Here is a 16,187-nt window from a genome sequence, read left to right on the forward strand (position 1 = left end):
TGCTGCACCGCAAAGCGCCGGTCCCGGCACCCCCTGGTCGGAGGCGACGGAGACCGGCGCTGTGAGGTCGCTACTTCTTGGCGGCCGCGGCCTTGCCGAAGCGGGCCTCGAAGCGGGCCACGCGGCCACCGGTGTCGAGGATCTTCTGCTTGCCCGTGTAGAACGGGTGGCACTCGGAGCAGACCTCGGCGCGGACGGTGCCGCTGGAGATCGTGCTGCGGGTGGTGAACGACGCGCCACAGGTGCAGCTGACCTGCGTCTCGACGTACTCGGGGTGGATGTCGCGCTTCAAGGTGTCTCCTAGTTTCGGGAGGGCTCCGGGTCGCTGCCGCGGGATGCGGGGGCGTGAACCGGGGCCGACTGTCCAGTCTGCCAGGACTGGTGCCATCTCCCCAAACCGAGGAAGACCCCCGCCTATTCCCGGCCCCGGAACCGCCCCCCGTCAGGCACAGGAGCCGCACCCCGTCAGACGCAGGGACCGCGTCCCGTCAGCCCCAGGGACCGCGCCCCGTCAGGGGCGCGGGGAACTGCGCGACCAGCCACGACGCACCCGCACCCGCATCCGCATCCGCGGTACGAGGCACCCGCCCCCGGGCCGCAGCCCCACCGTGGGGGCTCACCGAGGGGCGCTCGTCACGAAGTGACGACGCCCTTCGCATCGCCCGTCGCCGTGTCCTTGGTCGCCGACCCCGGAATCGGACGGTCGTCCTTCAGCGCGTTCCAGACCGCTTCGGCCTTGTCCTTCTCCATCAGAACGCGGTTGCCGTCCGCCGGGTCGTACCGGACCGGCATCGTGACCATGTTCATCCGCGACGAGCCGATCCCCTTGAGCCCGTTGGCGAAGGAGGCCAGCTCCTTGACCGAGGCCAGGTCGGAGTCGGTGGTGACGGTCTCCGTCGCCGTGTCGGCCAGGTCGTACAGCTTCTTCGGGCTGCTCAGCAGCCCGATCTGCTCGACCTGCTCGGCCAGGGCCTTGATGAACGCCTGCTGGAGCTGGATGCGGCCGAGGTCGGAGCCGTCGCCGACACCGTGCCGCGTACGGACCAGGCCGAGCGCCTGCTTGCCGGTCAGCCGGTGTGTGCCGGCCTCCAGGTCGAGGTGGCTCTCCTTGTCCTCGATGTCCTTCGTCGTGGTGACCTCGACGCCGCCGAGGTCGTCGATCAGCTTCCGGAAACCGCTGAAGTCGACCTCGACGTAGTGGTCCATGCGGATGCCGGTCATCGACTCGACGGTCTTCACCGCGCAGGCGGCGCCGCCCGTGGTGTACGCCGAGTTGAACATCGCGAACGACGAGGCGTCGTGCGTGACGCCCTCGCTGTCGGTGCACTCGGGCCGGGGGACGAGGGTGTCGCGGGGTATGGAGACCACGGCGGCCTTCTTGTGGCCCTCGTAGACGTGCACGATCATCGCGGTGTCCGAGCGGGCACTGCCGTCGTCGGCACCGCCGCCCAGCTTCTTGTTGCCGCCGGAGCGGGTGTCGGAGCCCAGTACGAGGATGTCCTGCGAGCCGTTGTCGACGTCCAGGGGCCGGTCGGTGCCGAGGGCCTGGTCGATGTCGACGCTCTTGATGTTGTCGTTCAGGTTGACGTACATGTACCCGAGACCGGTGCCGCCCAGCGCGAGGACGCCCGCCGCCGACCAGGCCGTGACCAGGAGCGCCTTGCGGCGTCCGCTGCGCGGCCCGCGGGGGCCCGGGGTCCCGGCTTCCGGTGTGCTCTCGGGTTCGGACGTGCTCTCGGCGGACATGTGCTCCTCGGTCCTCGCTGGTTGTCCCGCTTACCCCCTGCGGTCGGGGTCAGGCGCGTTCGGGTGCCGTCGTCTTCGGGTGCCGTCATGTTCAGTGCCGTCGCGTCCGTGTCGGGACCCGTCCGTTCAGACGGTCCGGCCGGAGAAAGGGTTGCACGGCACGCCGTGTCACCTCGGCAACGCGGAGGGCCGCCCCCTGAAATCCGATGGGGACGGCCCTCCGCGGTACCGGCTGCGCCGGCGGTGACGTCAGTCGTTGCCGTTGCCCGGCATCGGCGTCGTCTTCTGGATCTGCAGCAGGAACTCGGCGTTCGACTTCGTCTGCTTCATCTTGTCGAGCAGCAGCTCGATCGCCTGCTGCTGGTCGAGCGCGTGCAGCACGCGGCGCAGTTTCCAGGTGATGGCGAGCTCGTCGCTGCCGAGCAGGAGCTCTTCCTTACGGGTACCGGACGCGTCCACGTCCACCGCCGGGAAGACGCGCTTGTCGGCGAGCTTGCGGTCGAGCTTGAGCTCCGCGTTGCCGGTGCCCTTGAACTCCTCGAAGATGACCTCGTCCATGCGCGAGCCGGTGTCGACCAGCGCGGTGGCCAGGATCGTCAGCGAACCGCCGTCCTCGATGTTGCGCGCGGCACCGAAGAAGCGCTTCGGCGGGTACAGCGCGGTCGAGTCGACACCACCGGACAGGATGCGGCCGGAGGCCGGGGCCGCCAGGTTGTACGCACGGCCCAGACGCGTGATCGAGTCGAGCAGCACGACGACGTCGTGGCCCAGCTCCACCAGGCGCTTGGCACGCTCGATGGCGAGCTCGGCGACCGTGGTGTGGTCCTCGGCGGGGCGGTCGAAGGTCGAGGAGATGACCTCGCCCTTCACCGACCGCTGCATGTCGGTGACCTCTTCCGGACGCTCGTCGACCAGGACGACCATCAGGTGGCACTCGGGGTTGTTGTGCGTGATCGCGTTGGCGATCGCCTGCATGATCATGGTCTTGCCGGTCTTCGGCGGGGCCACGATCAGACCGCGCTGGCCCTTGCCGATGGGTGCGACGAGGTCGATGATGCGGGTCGTCAGCACGCCCGGGTCGGTCTCCAGACGGAGCCGGTCCTGCGGGTAGAGCGGCGTCAGCTTGTTGAACTCCGGGCGTCCGCGCCCGGATTCGGCCGCCATGCCGTTCGCCGAGTCGAGGCGGACGAGCGCGTTGAACTTCTCGCGGCGCTCGCCGTCCTTGGGCTGCCGGACGGCGCCGGTGACGTGGTCACCCTTGCGCAGGCCGTTCTTGCGGACCTGGGCCAGTGACACGTACACGTCGTTCGGGCCGGGCAGGTAGCCCGACGTACGGATGAACGCGTAGTTGTCCAGGATGTCCAGGATGCCCGCGACGGGGATCAGTACGTCGTCGTCGGCGACCTGCGGCTCGTTGGGGCCGAACTCCTCGCGCCCACGGCGGCCGCGGCGGTCCCGGTAACGACCGCGGCGGCCGCGGCGGCCACCCTCGAAGTCGTCGTCGTCCTGCGGGCCGTTGTCGCGCTGCCGGTCCTGGCGGTCCTGACGGCCGCCGCCCTGCTGGCGGTCCTGGCGGTCCTGCCGGTCCTGGCGCTGCTGGCCGGCGCCCTGGCCGCCCTGGCTGCCGCTCTGGCCACCCTGACCGCCCTGCGGCTCGTCGCCCTTGGCGCCGCGGCGGTCGCGGTCACGGCCCCCGCGGTCACGGTCGCCCCGGTCGCCCCGGTCGCCACGGTCACGGCGGTCGCGGCGGCCCTGACGGCCCTCGGCTCCGCCGTCCTGGCCGTCGCCCTTGGGCTCGCCCTGGGACTGCGCGGCCGGCTCGGTCCTCGGCTCGCTCCTCACCTCGGCGGTGACCGTCTCGGGGCTGCCCGCCTCGGCGGTGGCGCGACGCCGGCGGCGCTCGGCCGGGGCGTCCTCGTCCTCGCTCGTCCGGGACGGGGCACCGGCGGGCTGGCCGGGGATCTCGATCTGCTGCTGGGCGACGGCCTTCTCGGCCTTGGCCTGCGCCTTCTCCTCGGCGGGAGAGGCGGCCTCGTCACCCGTACGGGCCTTCGAGGTGGCGCGGCGCTTGGGCTTCGTCTCGGTGACGTCCCCGGCGGCGGCCGCGGCCTTGGCCGAAGTGCCCCCTCCGCCCTGCGCCTCCTTGATGACCTCGATCAGCTGGCTCTTGCGCATCCGCGCGGTGCCCCTGATGCCGAGGCCGGATGCGACCTGCTGCAACTCGGCCAGCACCATGCCCTCGAGGCCGGTACCGCGGCGCCGACGGGAGCCGGCACCGGTGGCAGGCGCGGAGGCGTCCGTGGCGGGCGCGGCAGCGGTCTCCTCGACACGTGCGCCCATCAGATCGGTGGTGTCGCTCACGAAGGGTCCTTCCCTGGAGCGGACGTCGGCCTGTCTGGCTCGGCGACCGGTTGTGCTGTCCGACAGTGGTCCGTCATGTATGGACCGTGCCGGGGCGGTGGTCCGCCAAAAGGCGGAGGGAATTTCTGGGATGACGTTTCCCGGGGCCATGGACCTGAGGTGCTGTGTCCATCGGCTCGTTCACGCCGGTTCCGGAGCATGCTCAACACCGCTCAGCGCATAGCACCCAATGCGTGACGCAAAGCAGTTTGGGGGGCTCCCGGAAGAATGGTTGTCCCGGACGGGGACGTGAAGCACCTCGCCATGGTGGGGTCGGGTGCAGACTTGAGGTTAACACTACCGGATCCAACAAACATTCCCCCTCTCGAAATCCGGCGACCGGGTCGGCGACCGGGTCATGGAGCAAGCGGCAGCACGCTCGCTCCGGTGGCGTCGAGGGCCAGCCGGTTGGCTGCCCAGCCCTCGCCCGCCAGTCGTGCGACCTTGTCGGCCGCGGCCTCGTCGGCGAGCGCGAGCACGGTGGGCCCGGCGCCGGAGATGACCGCGGGGATCCCGTCGGCCCGCAGCCGCTCCACCAGCGCCGCGCTCTCCGGCATGGCCGGGGCGCGGTACTCCTGGTGCAGCCGGTCCTCGGTGGCGGCCAGCAGCAGCTCGGGGCGCCTGGTCAGCGCCTCGACGAGCAGTGCGGCGCGGCCCGCGTTGGTGGCGGCGTCGACGTGCGGGACGGTGCGCGGGAGCAGTCCGCGGGCGGTCTCCGTGAGCACGGCCTTGCCGGGTACGAAGACCACCGGGACCACGGAGGGGGCGGGGTCCATCCTGATGGCGCGGGCCGCCCCGCTCTCCAGCCAGGAGAGGGTGAATCCGCCGAGCAGACAGGCCGCGACGTTGTCGGGGTGTCCCTCGATCTCGGTGGCGAGCTCCAGGAGCGCGGTGTCGTCGAGCCTGCTGTCACCGCCTATGGTCACGGCGCGCGCGGCCACGATGCCGGCGCAGATCGCGGCGGACGAGGAGCCGAGGCCGCGGCCGTGCGGGATGCGGTTCGCGCAGACGATCTCGAGGCCGCGCGGCTGCCCGCCCAGCAGGTCGAAAGCGGTGCGCAGGGAGCGTACGAGGAGGTGGCGCTCGTCACGCGGGAGGGTCTCGCTCCCCTCGCCCGCGATGTCGATGTTCAGCCCGGAGTCGGCCACCCGGACGACCACGTCGTCGTACAGCCCCAGTGACAGACCGAGGGCGTCGAAGCCCGGGCCGAGGTTGGCGCTGGTGGCGGGGACGCGCACCCGGACGGCGGCGGCGCGGAACGCGGGACCGGCCATCGCTCGATGACTCTCCTTGAGCTTGAACTGCGAGATTCTCGAAAATCCTGCGAGACGTACGGAGAATGCGGAAGACCCGGAGGCCGCAGGGACGGCGCGGCACCGCGGCATATGCGGCGGGCGGGTTCGGTACAGCTTATCGAAGGAAGGTTCCGTGGCGACATAGGGCGCACAAGAGGCGCACGATGCGTGTCGTAAGCCCCTTGTGCACCCCCTGTCGGGGCCTTCGCCGGCTGCCCCGTCGGACCTCGCCGGCTGCCCTGCCGGCCGCCTTCCCGGGCTCCCCACCAGGTGGTGTCCGTCGAGGGGCACCCTGCCGGGTGACGTCTCGCCGGCGAGCGCCCTGCCGAGGGGCGCCCGCCGGACGGTGCTTCGACGGACGGCGTCCCGGCGGGTGGCGTCCCGGCGGGTGGTGCGGTTACGCCAGTCCGAGGCGCTCGGCGGCCGTGGCCGCGTCGACCGGGACGGTGACGGGCTGCGGAGCGCCCGCGACGGCCCAGTCGGGGTCCTTGAGGCCGTTCCCGGTCACCGTGCAGACGATGCGCTGCCCCGGGTCGACCTTGCCCTGCTCGGCGGCCTTGAGCAGACCGGCGACGGAGGCCGCGGAGGCCGGCTCGACGAAGACACCCTCCTGCGCCGCCAACAGCCGGTAGGCACGCAGGATCTCACGGTCCGTCACCTCGTCGATGAAACCGCCCGACTCGTCCCGCGCGGCCAGCGCGAAGTTCCACGAGGCCGGGTTGCCGATGCGGATCGCGGTGGCGATCGTGGAGGGGTCCTTCACGACCTCGCCGCGCACGATGGGCGCGGACCCGGAGGCCTGGAAGCCCCACATCCGCGGGGTGCGCGCGGCGACCTTGTCGGCGGCGTACTCCGTGTACCCCTTCCAGTACGCGGTGATGTTGCCCGCGTTGCCCACCGGGAGGACGTGGATGTCGGGGGCGTCGCCGAGCATGTCCACGATCTCGAAGGCGGCGGTCTTCTGGCCCTCGATACGCACCGGGTTCACCGAATTGACCAGCGCCACCGGGTAGTTGTCGGAGAGGCTGCGCGCGAGCGTGAGGCAGTCGTCGAAGTTCCCGTCGACCTGGAGGATCTTCGCGCCGTGCACGAGGGCCTGGCCCATCTTGCCGAGCGCGATCTTGCCCTGCGGGACGAGGACGGCGCAGACCATCCCGGCCCGTACGGCGTAGGCGGCGGCCGACGCCGACGTGTTGCCGGTGGAGGCGCAGATGACGGCCTTCGCGCCCTCCTCCTTGGCCCGCGTGATGGCCATGGTCATGCCGCGGTCCTTGAAGGACCCGGTGGGGTTCGCGCCCTCGACCTTGAGGTGGACCTCGCAGCCCGTGCGCTCGGAGAGCACCTGCGCCGGCACGAGCGGCGTACCGCCCTCGCGCAGGGACACGACCTGCGTGGTGCCGGACACCGGCAGCCGGTCCCGGTACTCCTCGATGATTCCGCGCCACTGGTGGGTCATTGCTGGTTACTCTCCTTCAACCCGCATGATGCTGGCGACACCCCGCACGGTGTCGAGGTTGCGCAGCGCCTCGACGGTCCCCGTCAGGGACGCGTCGGACGCGCGGTGCGTGACGACGACGAGGGAGGCATCGCCGCCTCCGTCCTGCCGCCCTTGCTGGCGAACGGTGTCGATCGACACTCCGTGTTCGGCGAAGACGGTCGCCACCTGGGCGAGAACGCCCGGTTTGTCCGCCACGTCGAGGCTGATGTGGTAGCGGGTCACGACCTCGCCCATGGACGAGACGGGCAGCCGGGCGTACGCCGAGTCGCCGGGCCCGGTGGTGCCGCTGAGTTTGTTGCGGCAGACGGCGACGAGGTCGCCGAGGACGGCGGAGGCGGTCGGCGCGCCGCCGGCCCCCGGTCCGTAGAACATGAGCTGCCCGGCGGCGTCCGACTCGACGAACACGGCGTTGTACGCGCCGCGCACGGAGGCGAGCGGATGGCTCAGCGGGATCATCGCGGGGTGCACCCGCGCGGTGACCGAGCCCCCGTCGGCGGCCCGCTCGCAGATGGCGAGGAGCTTGATGGTGCAGCCCATGGCCCGCGCCGAGGCGAAGTCGGCGGCGGTGACCTCCGTCATGCCCTCGCGGTACACGTCGTCGAGGCGCACGCGCGTGTGGAAGGCGATGCCGGCGAGGATGGCGGCCTTGGCGGCCGCGTCGAACCCCTCGACGTCGGCGGTCGGGTCGGCCTCCGCGTACCCGAGGGCGGTGGCCTCGTCGAGGGCCTCCTGGTAGCCGGCGCCCGTCGAGTCCATCTTGTCGAGGATGAAGTTGGTGGTGCCGTTGACGATGCCGAGCACCCGGTTGACCTTGTCGCCGGCGAGCGACTCGCGCAGCGGGCGGATCAGCGGGATGGCGCCGGCGACGGCGGCCTCGTAGTAGAGGTCCGCGTCGTGGTCGCCGGCCGTCGCGTGCAGGGCGGCGCCGTCCTGGGCGAGGAGCGCCTTGTTCGCGGAGACGACGGAGGCGCCGTGCTCGAAGGCGGTGGTGATGAGGGAGCGGGCGGGCTCGATGCCGCCGATGACCTCGACGACCACGTCGATGTCGCCCCGTTTCACCAGGGCGGTCGCATCGGTCGTGACCAGGGCGGGGTCGATGCCCTCACGCACCTTGCCGGGCCGCCGTACGGCCACACCGGCCAGCTCGACGGGGGCCCCGATGCGCGCGGCGAGGTCGTCGGCGTGCGTCGTCATGATGCGCGCCACCTCTGAGCCGACGACCCCACAGCCCAGCAGCGCCACCTTCAGCGGACGCGTACGCATCATCCGACCTCGTTTCCTCTTACCGTCACGGTGGGACCAGTCTCACTCACCGGACGGGGGTTTCTGCCCCACGTCCGGATCGTGAGATGTCTATTTCATTTGCGCGGGGCCGGAAACAGGAGATCTTCCGCCCGCGCTCGTTCGATTCGCGCTCGTTCGCCGGCGTGCTGGTGCGCCGGTGTGCTGGTGCGCCGGCGTCAGCCGACGTCGAGACGCAGCAGGTCCTCCTCCGTCTCGCGGCGGACGATGACCCTGGCCTCGCCGTCGCGGACCGCGACGACGGGCGGACGCAGGGCGTGGTTGTAGTTGCTGGCCATCGAGCGGCAGTACGCGCCGGTGGCGGGCACCGCGATGAGGTCGCCCGGCGCCAGGTCGGAGGGCAGGAAGGCGTCCTTCACGACGATGTCGCCGCTCTCGCAGTGCTTGCCGACGACACGGACGAGCATGGGCTCCGCGTCACTCGTCCGCGAGACCAGGGCGACGCTGTACTCGGCGTCGTACAGCGCGGTACGGATGTTGTCGGACATGCCGCCGTCGACGGAGACGTACGTGCGCAGTCCTTCGAGCGGCTTGATGGTGCCGACCTCGTAGAGGGTGAAGGCGGTCGGCCCGACGATGGCGCGCCCGGGCTCGACGGAGATCCGGGGCGTCCGCAGCTTCGCGGCCTCGCACTCCCGCGTGACGATCTCACCGAGCGCCTTGGCGATCTCGTGGGGCTCGCGGGGGTCGTCATCGCTGGTGTAGGCGATGCCGAGGCCGCCGCCGAGGTCGATCTCGGGCAGCTCGACCCCGTGCTCGTCACGGATCTGCGCGAGCAGGGACACGACACGCCGCGCGGCCACCTCGAAACCCGCCATGTCGAAGATCTGCGACCCGATGTGGGAGTGGATACCGATGACCTCGAGCCCGTCGAGGGTGAGCGCGCGCCGTACGGCCTCGGCGGCCTGTCCGTCGGCGAGCGCGATCCCGAACTTCTGGTCCTCGTGCGCGGTGGCGATGAACTCGTGGGTGTGGGCCTCGACCCCCACGGTCACGCGGATCTGCACGCGCTGCCGCCTGCCGAGGCTCTGCGCGATGTGCGCGACCCGCACGATCTCCTGGAAGGAGTCGAGGACGATGCGCCCGACACCGGCCTCGACGGCCTTGGTGATCTCTTCGACGGACTTGTTGTTGCCGTGGAAGGCGATGCGGTCGGCGGGCATCCCGGCGGAGAGGGCGGTGGCCAGCTCGCCGCCGGAGCAGACGTCGAGGTTGAGGCCCTCCTCGTGCAACCAGCGCACGACGGCGCGGGAGAGGAAGGCCTTGCCGGCGTAGAAGACGTCGGCGTCGTGCCCGAAGGCGGTGCGCCAGGCGCGCGCCCGCGCGCGGAAGTCGGTCTCGTCGACGAAGTACGCGGGCGTGCCGAACTGCTCGGCGAGCGTCGCCACGTCGATCCCGCCGACGCTGACCGAACCGTCCTCGGTACGCGTCACGGTCTGCGCCCAGACCTTCGGGTCGAGGGCGTTGAGGTCGTCCGCCGGGGCCGAGTAGTGGCCCTCGGGGAGGACGTCGGCGTGGCGGGGCCCGGCGGGGTGTGCGGAACGGCTCATGTCTGTATGGGCTTTCTCAGAGATGTTCTGGTGCGTCGATGCCGAGCAGGGACAGGCCGCCGGCCAGCACCGTCCCGGCGGCTTCGGCGAGCGCGAGCCGGGAGCGGTGGGCGGCCGAGGGTTTCTCCTCCCCCAGCGGGAGCACGGTGTGCTGGAAGGCGAGCAGGGCGTCGGCGACGGTGACGAGGTGCCGCGCGAGCCGGTCGGGTGCGCGGTGGCGCGCGGCGGCGGCGAGGGCGTGGGGGTAGGTGCCGAGGGCGTCGAGGAGAGCGTTCTGCTGCGTCTCCCCGTCTCCGTCCCCGTCCCTGTCTCCGTCTCCGTCTCCGTCTCCGGGGACACCGGTGAATCCGAGCTGGGCGGCGTTACGGCCGAGGGCCCGGGTGCGGGCGTACGCGTAACGGACCCGGAAGAGGGGGTTGCCCTCCCGCTGGACGAGGTGCTCGTCGGTGATACGGGGCCGGTCGTGGGGCGCGGGGTACAGCAGGGCCCAGCGGGCGGCGTCACGGCCGAGGGGGGTGGGGTCCTGGCCGGCGGGGAGGGGGCGGAGGGTGATGTCGAGGGAGGCGGCCCGGGTGGGGGCGGACCGAGCTTCGGCCTCGACCTCGGTCTCGGCCTCGACCTCGGTTTCAGCTTCGCAGGAGGTGCGGGAGGTGCAGGAGGTGTGGGAGATGCAGGAGGTACGGATGAGGGCGCCCTGGGACCGCAGGATCCGGGCGAGAACCTGCCCGGTGACGGCGGCACGCACCTCGCAGGGATGGCGCAGCTGGACGAGCTCGCCGGTGAGCCCAGCGGTGGGCCCGGCGGTGAGCCCAGCGGTGGGGCCCATCCCATAGCCGTACCGCGAGCCGCTGCGCAGGATCTCGCCGACGAGAGCCTGCCCCCGCCCCGCGACGGTGATGTTCAGGAACCCGGGCCCGGTGATGTCGACCCGGCTGACTCCCGCCACTTCGCTGAGGTGCGGCCGCAGGATCGCGGCGACCTCGCGTGGTGGCCGACCGGCGGGCCGGGCCAGCCGCAGGGCGACATTGGTGGCGTAGTCCCCGCGTCCGCCGGGCCCGGGCGGCACGACCTGCGCGCGCTCCGGCACACCGACATCCAGCTCACCGGCGTCCACCGCACGGCGCACGGCGCGCAGAACGGTGCTGGAGAGCTCGACGGGGGTCACGGGTCAAGCGTAGGGGAGGAGGGGGGTGGGCAGACGAATGGGTTTAGGCAAGGGTCCGGCATATGGACGGCCCCCGTGCCTTCACCGAGTCCGGTTCAGCCGCCGGCGTGGCCCGCGCGCTCGGCCCCGCCCGGTCCGCCGGGCCCGTAGAAACGTTCGACGCTGTCGAACGACGGGCCGGTCCCACTGCCGGCACCGGTGTCGGCGATCTCCCGCCGCTCCAGCAGCTGGCGTACCAGCCGTACCAGTTCGGCGGGCTCGAAGGGCTTGGCGAGGAAGACGTCGACGCCGACGTCCAGACCGCTCTCGACCTCGTACTGGGTACAGGCGCTGATGACGGCGATGGGGAGGTCACGGGTCCGCGGATCGGCCCGGAGCCGGGCGGCGGTACGCAGCCCGTCGAGCCGGGGCATGACCACATCGAGGGTGACCACATCGGGCCGGACCTGGTGGATGACGTCCAGGCACTCGACACCATCGGCCGCGGTCACGACCTCGAAACCCTCCAGTTCGAGGTTGACCCTGATCAGTTGCCGGATGACCTTGTTGTCGTCCACAACAAGCACCCGACCCGACGCGCCTGGCACCACTCGAGAGTAGGTCGACCCGGGGTACCGCGTCCGGCTTTTCCCTACTTCTGCCTCATGTGGGGGATGGCGGAGGGCGTCCGCTCAGGACGCGGTCGACGGAGGCGGGGCGGGCGGCGGCGGGGCTGCCGCATCGCCGAACAGCTCGGCTCCGCTTCGACGGCGAGCGGTGCCCTGGCGGAAGCCGACCTCCGCCAGGGCACCGCCGACAGAGGCGGGTTCCGGCACACGGAGCCCTTGCTTCCGCCACCGCCCCTCAAGATCCAACCCGCTTCCGACACTCCCTCCCCCACCCCCAAAACCTGTTCATGACGACCCCGGAAGAGCTGGTAGGGTTCTACCCGTCGCCGCAAGAACAGCGCCCGACACGCCCCCGTAGCTCAGGGGATAGAGCAACGGCCTCCGGAGCCGTGTGCGCAGGTTCGAATCCTGCCGGGGGCACCTTGTATTAGGTGCCTAAAGACCCCGCCGTCAGCGGTTTCGCTGAGGACGGGGTCTTCGCGTGTCTTCAGTCGTGTGCCACTCGGAGCGGCCGTATGCCGAGGGCCGTGCACCATGCGTGGGCCGGCCGTCGGCCAGGAAGCAGCAGGTCGGCCCCGGAAAACGACGAGGCTCCGGACCGGGAGCCGCGTTCACCCGGTTTCCTGAGCACCGGTCGGCAATTCGGCATGGGGCACATGCTCAGCACGTTGTCCGGCGCCATGGGTGGGCAGCATGACGACGGCCGGTCGCCTGGCGCCACCGAGCAGCCCCACATCGCGTCCAGGGGACCTCAGCCGCACCCAGCGAGTGGCGCCGAGGCGCCGGCTCAGAAGTGCGGCAGGTCCGGTTGCGAAGGTGCGCGATTGGCACCCTTGAGCAGGTTGACGATCCGCTCATGGGTGTCTGCGACGAACAGGTTCTCCACCTCAGCCATGGCCTCCTCCGTGAACCAGACCAGGAACATCGACCGTTCGCCTGGAACGGACCGCCCAGGCCCTACGCGGCCGAGGGCGGAGTCTCGCCGGCTCGGCAGCGCCCGGCCTTCCGTCGAGTCCACCGCCGCCTCGTGGCTCATCCGGTCTGACGGTGCGCGCCTACTGGGCACGAGCCAGGTACGCCCCGCCCGTTGAGAGGACCACCGCTGTCGCGCTCTGGATGTCCAGGAGCTTGAGCTTCCACGGCCAGTTACGGGTGAGTCGTTGCGGGAGGTCTTCCCGAACCACGGTGCAGCAGAAGGGCTTTCTGTCGGTGGTGGTCAGCGGCGCGGAGTGTGCAGGTTGTCGACTCGGATCGTCAGCAGGACGCGCTCCTGCGGCCGGCCCCCGAACTGCGGGTAGGGGCGCCCCAGGTACTTGTGCGCCAGCTTGTCGATGTGTTCCCCGGCTCCCTGCGTCGTGGATGACGTGACGGCGCCACGGGCCGCCCAGTAGCGGGCAGGCTCGGCCGGGTCCGCCACGCCGACGGCGACGCGTGGGTCGCGGGCGATGTTCCTCATCTTCTGGTGAGTGGTCACCGTGTTGATGAGGATGTTCTCACCGTCGGTGTCGACCCACGTCTGGGTGATCTGCGGGGATCCGTCCGGCATGAGGGTGGTCACGAAACAGAGGGCCGGTGTGTGCAGGACGTCGACCAGGTCATTCGGCAGGATCATTGGTGGTGGCTTTCTTGTCTCGCGATGTCGGGGGGACACCGAAGAGGCGGTCGATGAGTTCCTCGTCCGGCCGGCTGACGGGCAGTTCGGCGTGCTGGAGTCCGGCGAGTGCCACGGTCAGGGCACGGCGCCACAGATCCGGGTCGATCCCCCGGGCGGCGTCCATCACCGCACCGACCATGAGATGGACCGTGACCAGATCGGTCGGCGTGACCCCGGCCGGCAGCCGCCCGGCGCGGATCGCCCGCTCGAGCAGGTCCGCCGCGAGCGGCGTGATCTGAGCGCGTCCCCTGATCACGAGCTCGGAGGACTGGTGGCCGCCGCGCAGCAGCTGGCCGAGGCCACGGTTGCCCGCCTCCAGCTCGAACTGCCGCTCCATGAACCAGGTGAGGCCGGCCCAGGGATCGTCGAACCGACACGCCTCCCGAGCGAGCTCGACCACGGCGTCGATGTGTTCGGCGAACAAGAGGTCCACGAGCTCCTGCCGGTCGGGAAACCGGCGGTAGACGGTACCCATGCCGGTCCCGGCCGCGGTGGCGATCTCCTGGTACGTCACTTCCAGTCCGTCACGGGCCATCAGGGCGTGCGCCGTCTCCAGCAGGAGCTGACGGTTGCGCTCCGCATCACGGCGCAGAGGGGCTTGTGCCATGCACACACCGTAACAAGTGGAAACCGTATTCTCAAGTTGAATTCATATTCCACTTCTGCGTTACGGTGATATCCCACCCCCCCCGCCCATGGAGATGCCCCATGTCGCCTCACCCCATGACCGTCGAGCCGTTCCGCGTGGCGGTCGCCGACCAGGAGCTCGAGCATCTCGCCCGCCGACTCGCCGACACGCGCTGGCCGGACCGGGAGACCGACTCGGGCCAGGGTCCCCGGCTGGAGCAGATCCGCGCCCTGTGCGAACACTGGGCCACCGACTACGACTGGCGGCGCTGCGAGAGGCAGATCAACGACCTCGGGTCGTTCAGGACCGTCCTCGACGGTGTCGGCGTGCACTTCCTGCACGTACGTTCGCCCGAGCCGACGGCGCTCCCGCTCCTGCTCTGCCATGGATGGCCCGGCTCGATCCTCGAATTCCGGCACCTGATCGGGGCGTTGACCGATCCCGTCGCACACGGCGGCCGGGCCGAGGACGCCTTCCATGTCGTCGTCCCCTCGATGCCCGGCTTCGGGTTCTCCGAGAAGCCCACGGCGACCGGCTGGGGCGTCCCCCGGATCGCCGACGCCTGGATCGAACTCATGGCCCGCCTCGGCTACGGCGAGTGGGTCGCGCAGGGAGGCGACTGGGGATCGGCCGTTGTGGAAGCCGTCAGCCGCAAGGCCCCCGGGAGGCTCCTCGGCATGCACGTCAACCTGCCGATGGTGTTCCCCACCGCCCAGGAGATCAGCGAGGCGACACCGGACGAGAAGCGCATGCTGGCCAAGGCGCAGAACTACCAGACGCTGCTGAGCGGCTATTTCCAGGAACAGTCCACCCGGCCGCAGACCATCGGCTACTCGCTGGCCGACTCTCCTTCCGGACTGGCCGCGTGGATCTACACGCTCTTCCAGGACGTCACGGACAGCGGCGGTCGTCCCGAATCGGTCATCGACCGCGACGAGATCCTGGACGACATCATGATGTATTGGCTGCCCAACGCCGGAGCCTCCTCGGCGCGTCTGTACTGGGAAGCGCGGCGAGAGCTGTCCGCCCCGTCCGGACCGAACCCCGTACCGGCCGGCTTCAGCGTCTTCCCCGGCGAGGCCGTCCAGGCTTCCCGGCGATGGATCGAACGGCGGTACACCAGCGTCCTGCACTACCGCCGGCTCGACCGCGGCGGGCACTTCGCGGCTCTCGAACAGCCCTCCGTCCTGACCGAGGAGATCCGTACGACGTTCCGTTCACTGCGCTGAGACGAGCCGCCCGAACCGGTTCCCGGCCGGATCGAACGCTGCGGCGGCGAAAGGGCAAGGTGCGCCCGTCCGCCGTGGCACGGTGCGGCAGCGGAGTCCGGAGTCCGGAGACGGTTTCCACCGACCGATCACCTCCGGCCACGGACCCGGACCCGACCGGACCGGACCGGATGTGTACGCGGTCACGCTTCCAGCGTGCTGGTGGTGCGCCGGTCCGGGCGCAGTCGGCCCTGGACCGCGGTGGGCACGGACCGCGGTCACCGCAGAATGCAAAATTTAGCCTGCGCAATGATTGCCCTGTGCTTCTCGTACGTATCCCCCAAGACCGAGTCGTTCGTCTCAGGAGGCAGCATGCGGGTTGCGCAACGCACCGCAGGGACCGTATTCGTGATCGGTGGGCTGGTCGTGACGCTTGCCGCGCTTGCCTATCCGGCGCTCCTCGGGGTGGAGAAGACCACCACCGGCCAGGACCGGATCATCGCCAACACCCGGTACGGGCCGCTGACCGAGGCCGACCGGGACTTCGTCGTCAAGGTGCGGGCAGCCGGGCTCTGGGAGCATCCGCTCGGGCTGATGGCCATGGAGCGCGGTACCACCCCCGCCATGAAGGAGGCCGGGAAGCATCTCGTCGCCGGGCACTCCGGGCTCGACGAGATGTGCCGGAAGATCGCCCCCGAGCTGGGGATCACCCTGCCCAACCAGGCCAGTCCGCAGCAACAGCAGTTCGTCGCGACCGTGGACGGCAGCAGCGGCAAGCAGTTCGACACGACCGCGGTCAACATCATGCGCGTGACGCACGGGCAGATCTTCCCCGTCATCGCCAAGATCCGCGCCAACACCAAGAACACCATGATCCAGCAGCTGGCCGACCTCGCCAACGACACCGTCCTCGACCACATCACCGTGCTGGAGAAGACCGACCTCGTCAACTACGACCAGGTCAACTTCCAGCAGACCTCCCCGCCCAAGCTCCCCAAGGCCGAGCTGACCCCGCCCGCGCCCCAGCCCGGCTCACCCGTCCTCGTACTCGACGAGCCCGAGGGGCTCGACGTCAATACGACCTCCCCCTCCCCCGCTCCCACCCCCAGTCCCGCCGTCGGGTGAGCCGCCGG

14 protein-coding genes and 1 tRNA gene are annotated in these 16,187 nt (G+C 70.7%); 3 read left to right on the forward strand and 12 right to left on the reverse strand.

Annotation, left to right across the window (positions count from 1 at the left end):
* Positions 1 to 70 precede the first annotated feature (70 nt).
* The 9 genes from rpmE to QFZ75_RS12765 all read right to left on the reverse strand — a co-directional run bounded on the left by rpmE (position 71) and on the right by QFZ75_RS12765 (position 11,522).
* Positions 71 to 292 (reverse strand): 50S ribosomal protein L31, encoded by a 222-nt coding sequence (rpmE, locus tag QFZ75_RS12725; RefSeq protein ID WP_010984345.1) that lies wholly within the window; start codon positions 290 to 292, stop codon positions 71 to 73.
* A 341-nt stretch (positions 293 to 633) separates the two neighbouring features.
* Positions 634 to 1,746: an LCP family protein gene (locus tag QFZ75_RS12730; protein WP_307536552.1), complete on the reverse strand. Its 1,113-nt coding sequence runs from the start codon at positions 1,744 to 1,746 to the stop codon at positions 634 to 636.
* A 249-nt stretch (positions 1,747 to 1,995) separates the two neighbouring features.
* A complete protein-coding gene (gene rho, locus QFZ75_RS12735; RefSeq protein WP_307536553.1) occupies positions 1,996 to 4,107 on the reverse strand; it encodes a transcription termination factor Rho in 2,112 nt (703 codons plus the stop codon).
* A gap of 395 nt (positions 4,108 to 4,502) precedes the next feature.
* Positions 4,503 to 5,420: a homoserine kinase gene (gene thrB, locus QFZ75_RS12740; protein WP_307536555.1), complete on the reverse strand. Its 918-nt coding sequence runs from the start codon at positions 5,418 to 5,420 to the stop codon at positions 4,503 to 4,505.
* Positions 5,421 to 5,838: 418 nt separating this feature from the next.
* A complete protein-coding gene (gene thrC / locus QFZ75_RS12745) occupies positions 5,839 to 6,897 on the reverse strand; it encodes a threonine synthase (protein WP_307536556.1) in 1,059 nt (352 codons plus the stop codon).
* A gap of 6 nt (positions 6,898 to 6,903) precedes the next feature.
* On the reverse strand, positions 6,904 to 8,202 hold the full coding sequence (locus tag QFZ75_RS12750) for a homoserine dehydrogenase (protein ID WP_307544426.1): 1,299 nt from the start codon (positions 8,200 to 8,202) through the stop codon (positions 6,904 to 6,906).
* A 197-nt stretch (positions 8,203 to 8,399) separates the two neighbouring features.
* Positions 8,400 to 9,791, reverse strand: coding sequence for a diaminopimelate decarboxylase (gene lysA / locus QFZ75_RS12755; RefSeq protein ID WP_307536558.1), 1,392 nt, complete (start codon positions 9,789 to 9,791; stop codon positions 8,400 to 8,402).
* A gap of 16 nt (positions 9,792 to 9,807) precedes the next feature.
* Complete coding sequence (gene nrtL / locus QFZ75_RS12760; RefSeq protein ID WP_307536559.1) at positions 9,808 to 10,956, reverse strand: ArgS-related anticodon-binding protein NrtL; 1,149 nt, start codon at positions 10,954 to 10,956, stop codon at positions 9,808 to 9,810.
* A 95-nt stretch (positions 10,957 to 11,051) separates the two neighbouring features.
* On the reverse strand, positions 11,052 to 11,522 hold the full coding sequence (locus QFZ75_RS12765; RefSeq protein WP_373465856.1) for a response regulator: 471 nt from the start codon (positions 11,520 to 11,522) through the stop codon (positions 11,052 to 11,054).
* Positions 11,523 to 11,912: 390 nt separating this feature from the next.
* On the opposite strand from QFZ75_RS12765, the gene QFZ75_RS12770 reads away from it, so the two are divergent.
* Positions 11,913 to 11,984 (forward strand) — tRNA-Arg (locus tag QFZ75_RS12770).
* Positions 11,985 to 12,351: 367 nt separating this feature from the next.
* Here QFZ75_RS12770 and QFZ75_RS12775 read toward each other — a convergent pair.
* The 3 genes from QFZ75_RS12775 to QFZ75_RS12785 all read right to left on the reverse strand — a co-directional run bounded on the left by QFZ75_RS12775 (position 12,352) and on the right by QFZ75_RS12785 (position 13,825).
* A complete protein-coding gene (locus QFZ75_RS12775; RefSeq protein WP_307536563.1) occupies positions 12,352 to 12,600 on the reverse strand; it encodes a hypothetical protein in 249 nt (82 codons plus the stop codon).
* 180 nt (positions 12,601 to 12,780) lie between these two features.
* Positions 12,781 to 13,176 (reverse strand): PPOX class F420-dependent oxidoreductase, encoded by a 396-nt coding sequence (locus QFZ75_RS12780; RefSeq protein ID WP_307536565.1) that lies wholly within the window; start codon positions 13,174 to 13,176, stop codon positions 12,781 to 12,783.
* Positions 13,160 to 13,825: a TetR/AcrR family transcriptional regulator gene (locus tag QFZ75_RS12785; RefSeq protein WP_307536567.1), complete on the reverse strand. Its 666-nt coding sequence runs from the start codon at positions 13,823 to 13,825 to the stop codon at positions 13,160 to 13,162. The genes QFZ75_RS12780 and QFZ75_RS12785 overlap by 17 nt, the downstream gene beginning before the upstream one ends.
* 101 nt (positions 13,826 to 13,926) lie before the next feature.
* Here QFZ75_RS12785 and QFZ75_RS12790 point away from each other — a divergent pair, with 101 nt between their 5' ends.
* Both QFZ75_RS12790 and QFZ75_RS12795 read left to right on the forward strand, forming a co-directional pair.
* A complete protein-coding gene (locus QFZ75_RS12790; protein ID WP_307536569.1) occupies positions 13,927 to 15,075 on the forward strand; it encodes an epoxide hydrolase in 1,149 nt (382 codons plus the stop codon).
* 351 nt (positions 15,076 to 15,426) lie between these two features.
* Positions 15,427 to 16,179, forward strand: a complete 753-nt coding sequence (locus tag QFZ75_RS12795) for a DUF4142 domain-containing protein (RefSeq protein ID WP_307536571.1) — start codon at positions 15,427 to 15,429, stop codon at positions 16,177 to 16,179.
* Positions 16,180 to 16,187: the final 8 nt, after the last annotated feature.

The sequence above is a fragment of the Streptomyces sp. V3I8 genome (genome assembly GCF_030817535.1).
Lineage (GTDB): Bacteria > Actinomycetota > Actinomycetes > Streptomycetales > Streptomycetaceae > Streptomyces.

Excerpts from the sequence above, each read along its gene's own strand:
- QFZ75_RS12730 (WP_307536552.1), bottom strand. The coding sequence starts at position 1,746 with ATGTCCGCCGAGAGCACGTCCGAACCCGAGAGCACACCGGAAGCCGGG.
- thrB (WP_307536555.1), bottom strand. The coding sequence starts at position 5,420 with ATGGCCGGTCCCGCGTTCCGCGCCGCCGCCGTCCGGGTGCGCGTCCCC.
- thrC (WP_307536556.1), bottom strand. The coding sequence starts at position 6,897 with ATGACCCACCAGTGGCGCGGAATCATCGAGGAGTACCGGGACCGGCTG.
- QFZ75_RS12750 (WP_307544426.1), bottom strand. The coding sequence starts at position 8,202 with ATGCGTACGCGTCCGCTGAAGGTGGCGCTGCTGGGCTGTGGGGTCGTC.
- lysA (WP_307536558.1), bottom strand. The coding sequence starts at position 9,791 with ATGAGCCGTTCCGCACACCCCGCCGGGCCCCGCCACGCCGACGTCCTC.
- QFZ75_RS12775 (WP_307536563.1), bottom strand. The coding sequence starts at position 12,600 with ATGAGCCACGAGGCGGCGGTGGACTCGACGGAAGGCCGGGCGCTGCCG.
- QFZ75_RS12780 (WP_307536565.1), bottom strand. The coding sequence starts at position 13,176 with ATGATCCTGCCGAATGACCTGGTCGACGTCCTGCACACACCGGCCCTC.
- QFZ75_RS12785 (WP_307536567.1), bottom strand. The coding sequence starts at position 13,825 with ATGGCACAAGCCCCTCTGCGCCGTGATGCGGAGCGCAACCGTCAGCTC.
- QFZ75_RS12790 (WP_307536569.1), top strand. The coding sequence starts at position 13,927 with ATGTCGCCTCACCCCATGACCGTCGAGCCGTTCCGCGTGGCGGTCGCC.
- QFZ75_RS12795 (WP_307536571.1), top strand. The coding sequence starts at position 15,427 with ATGCGGGTTGCGCAACGCACCGCAGGGACCGTATTCGTGATCGGTGGG.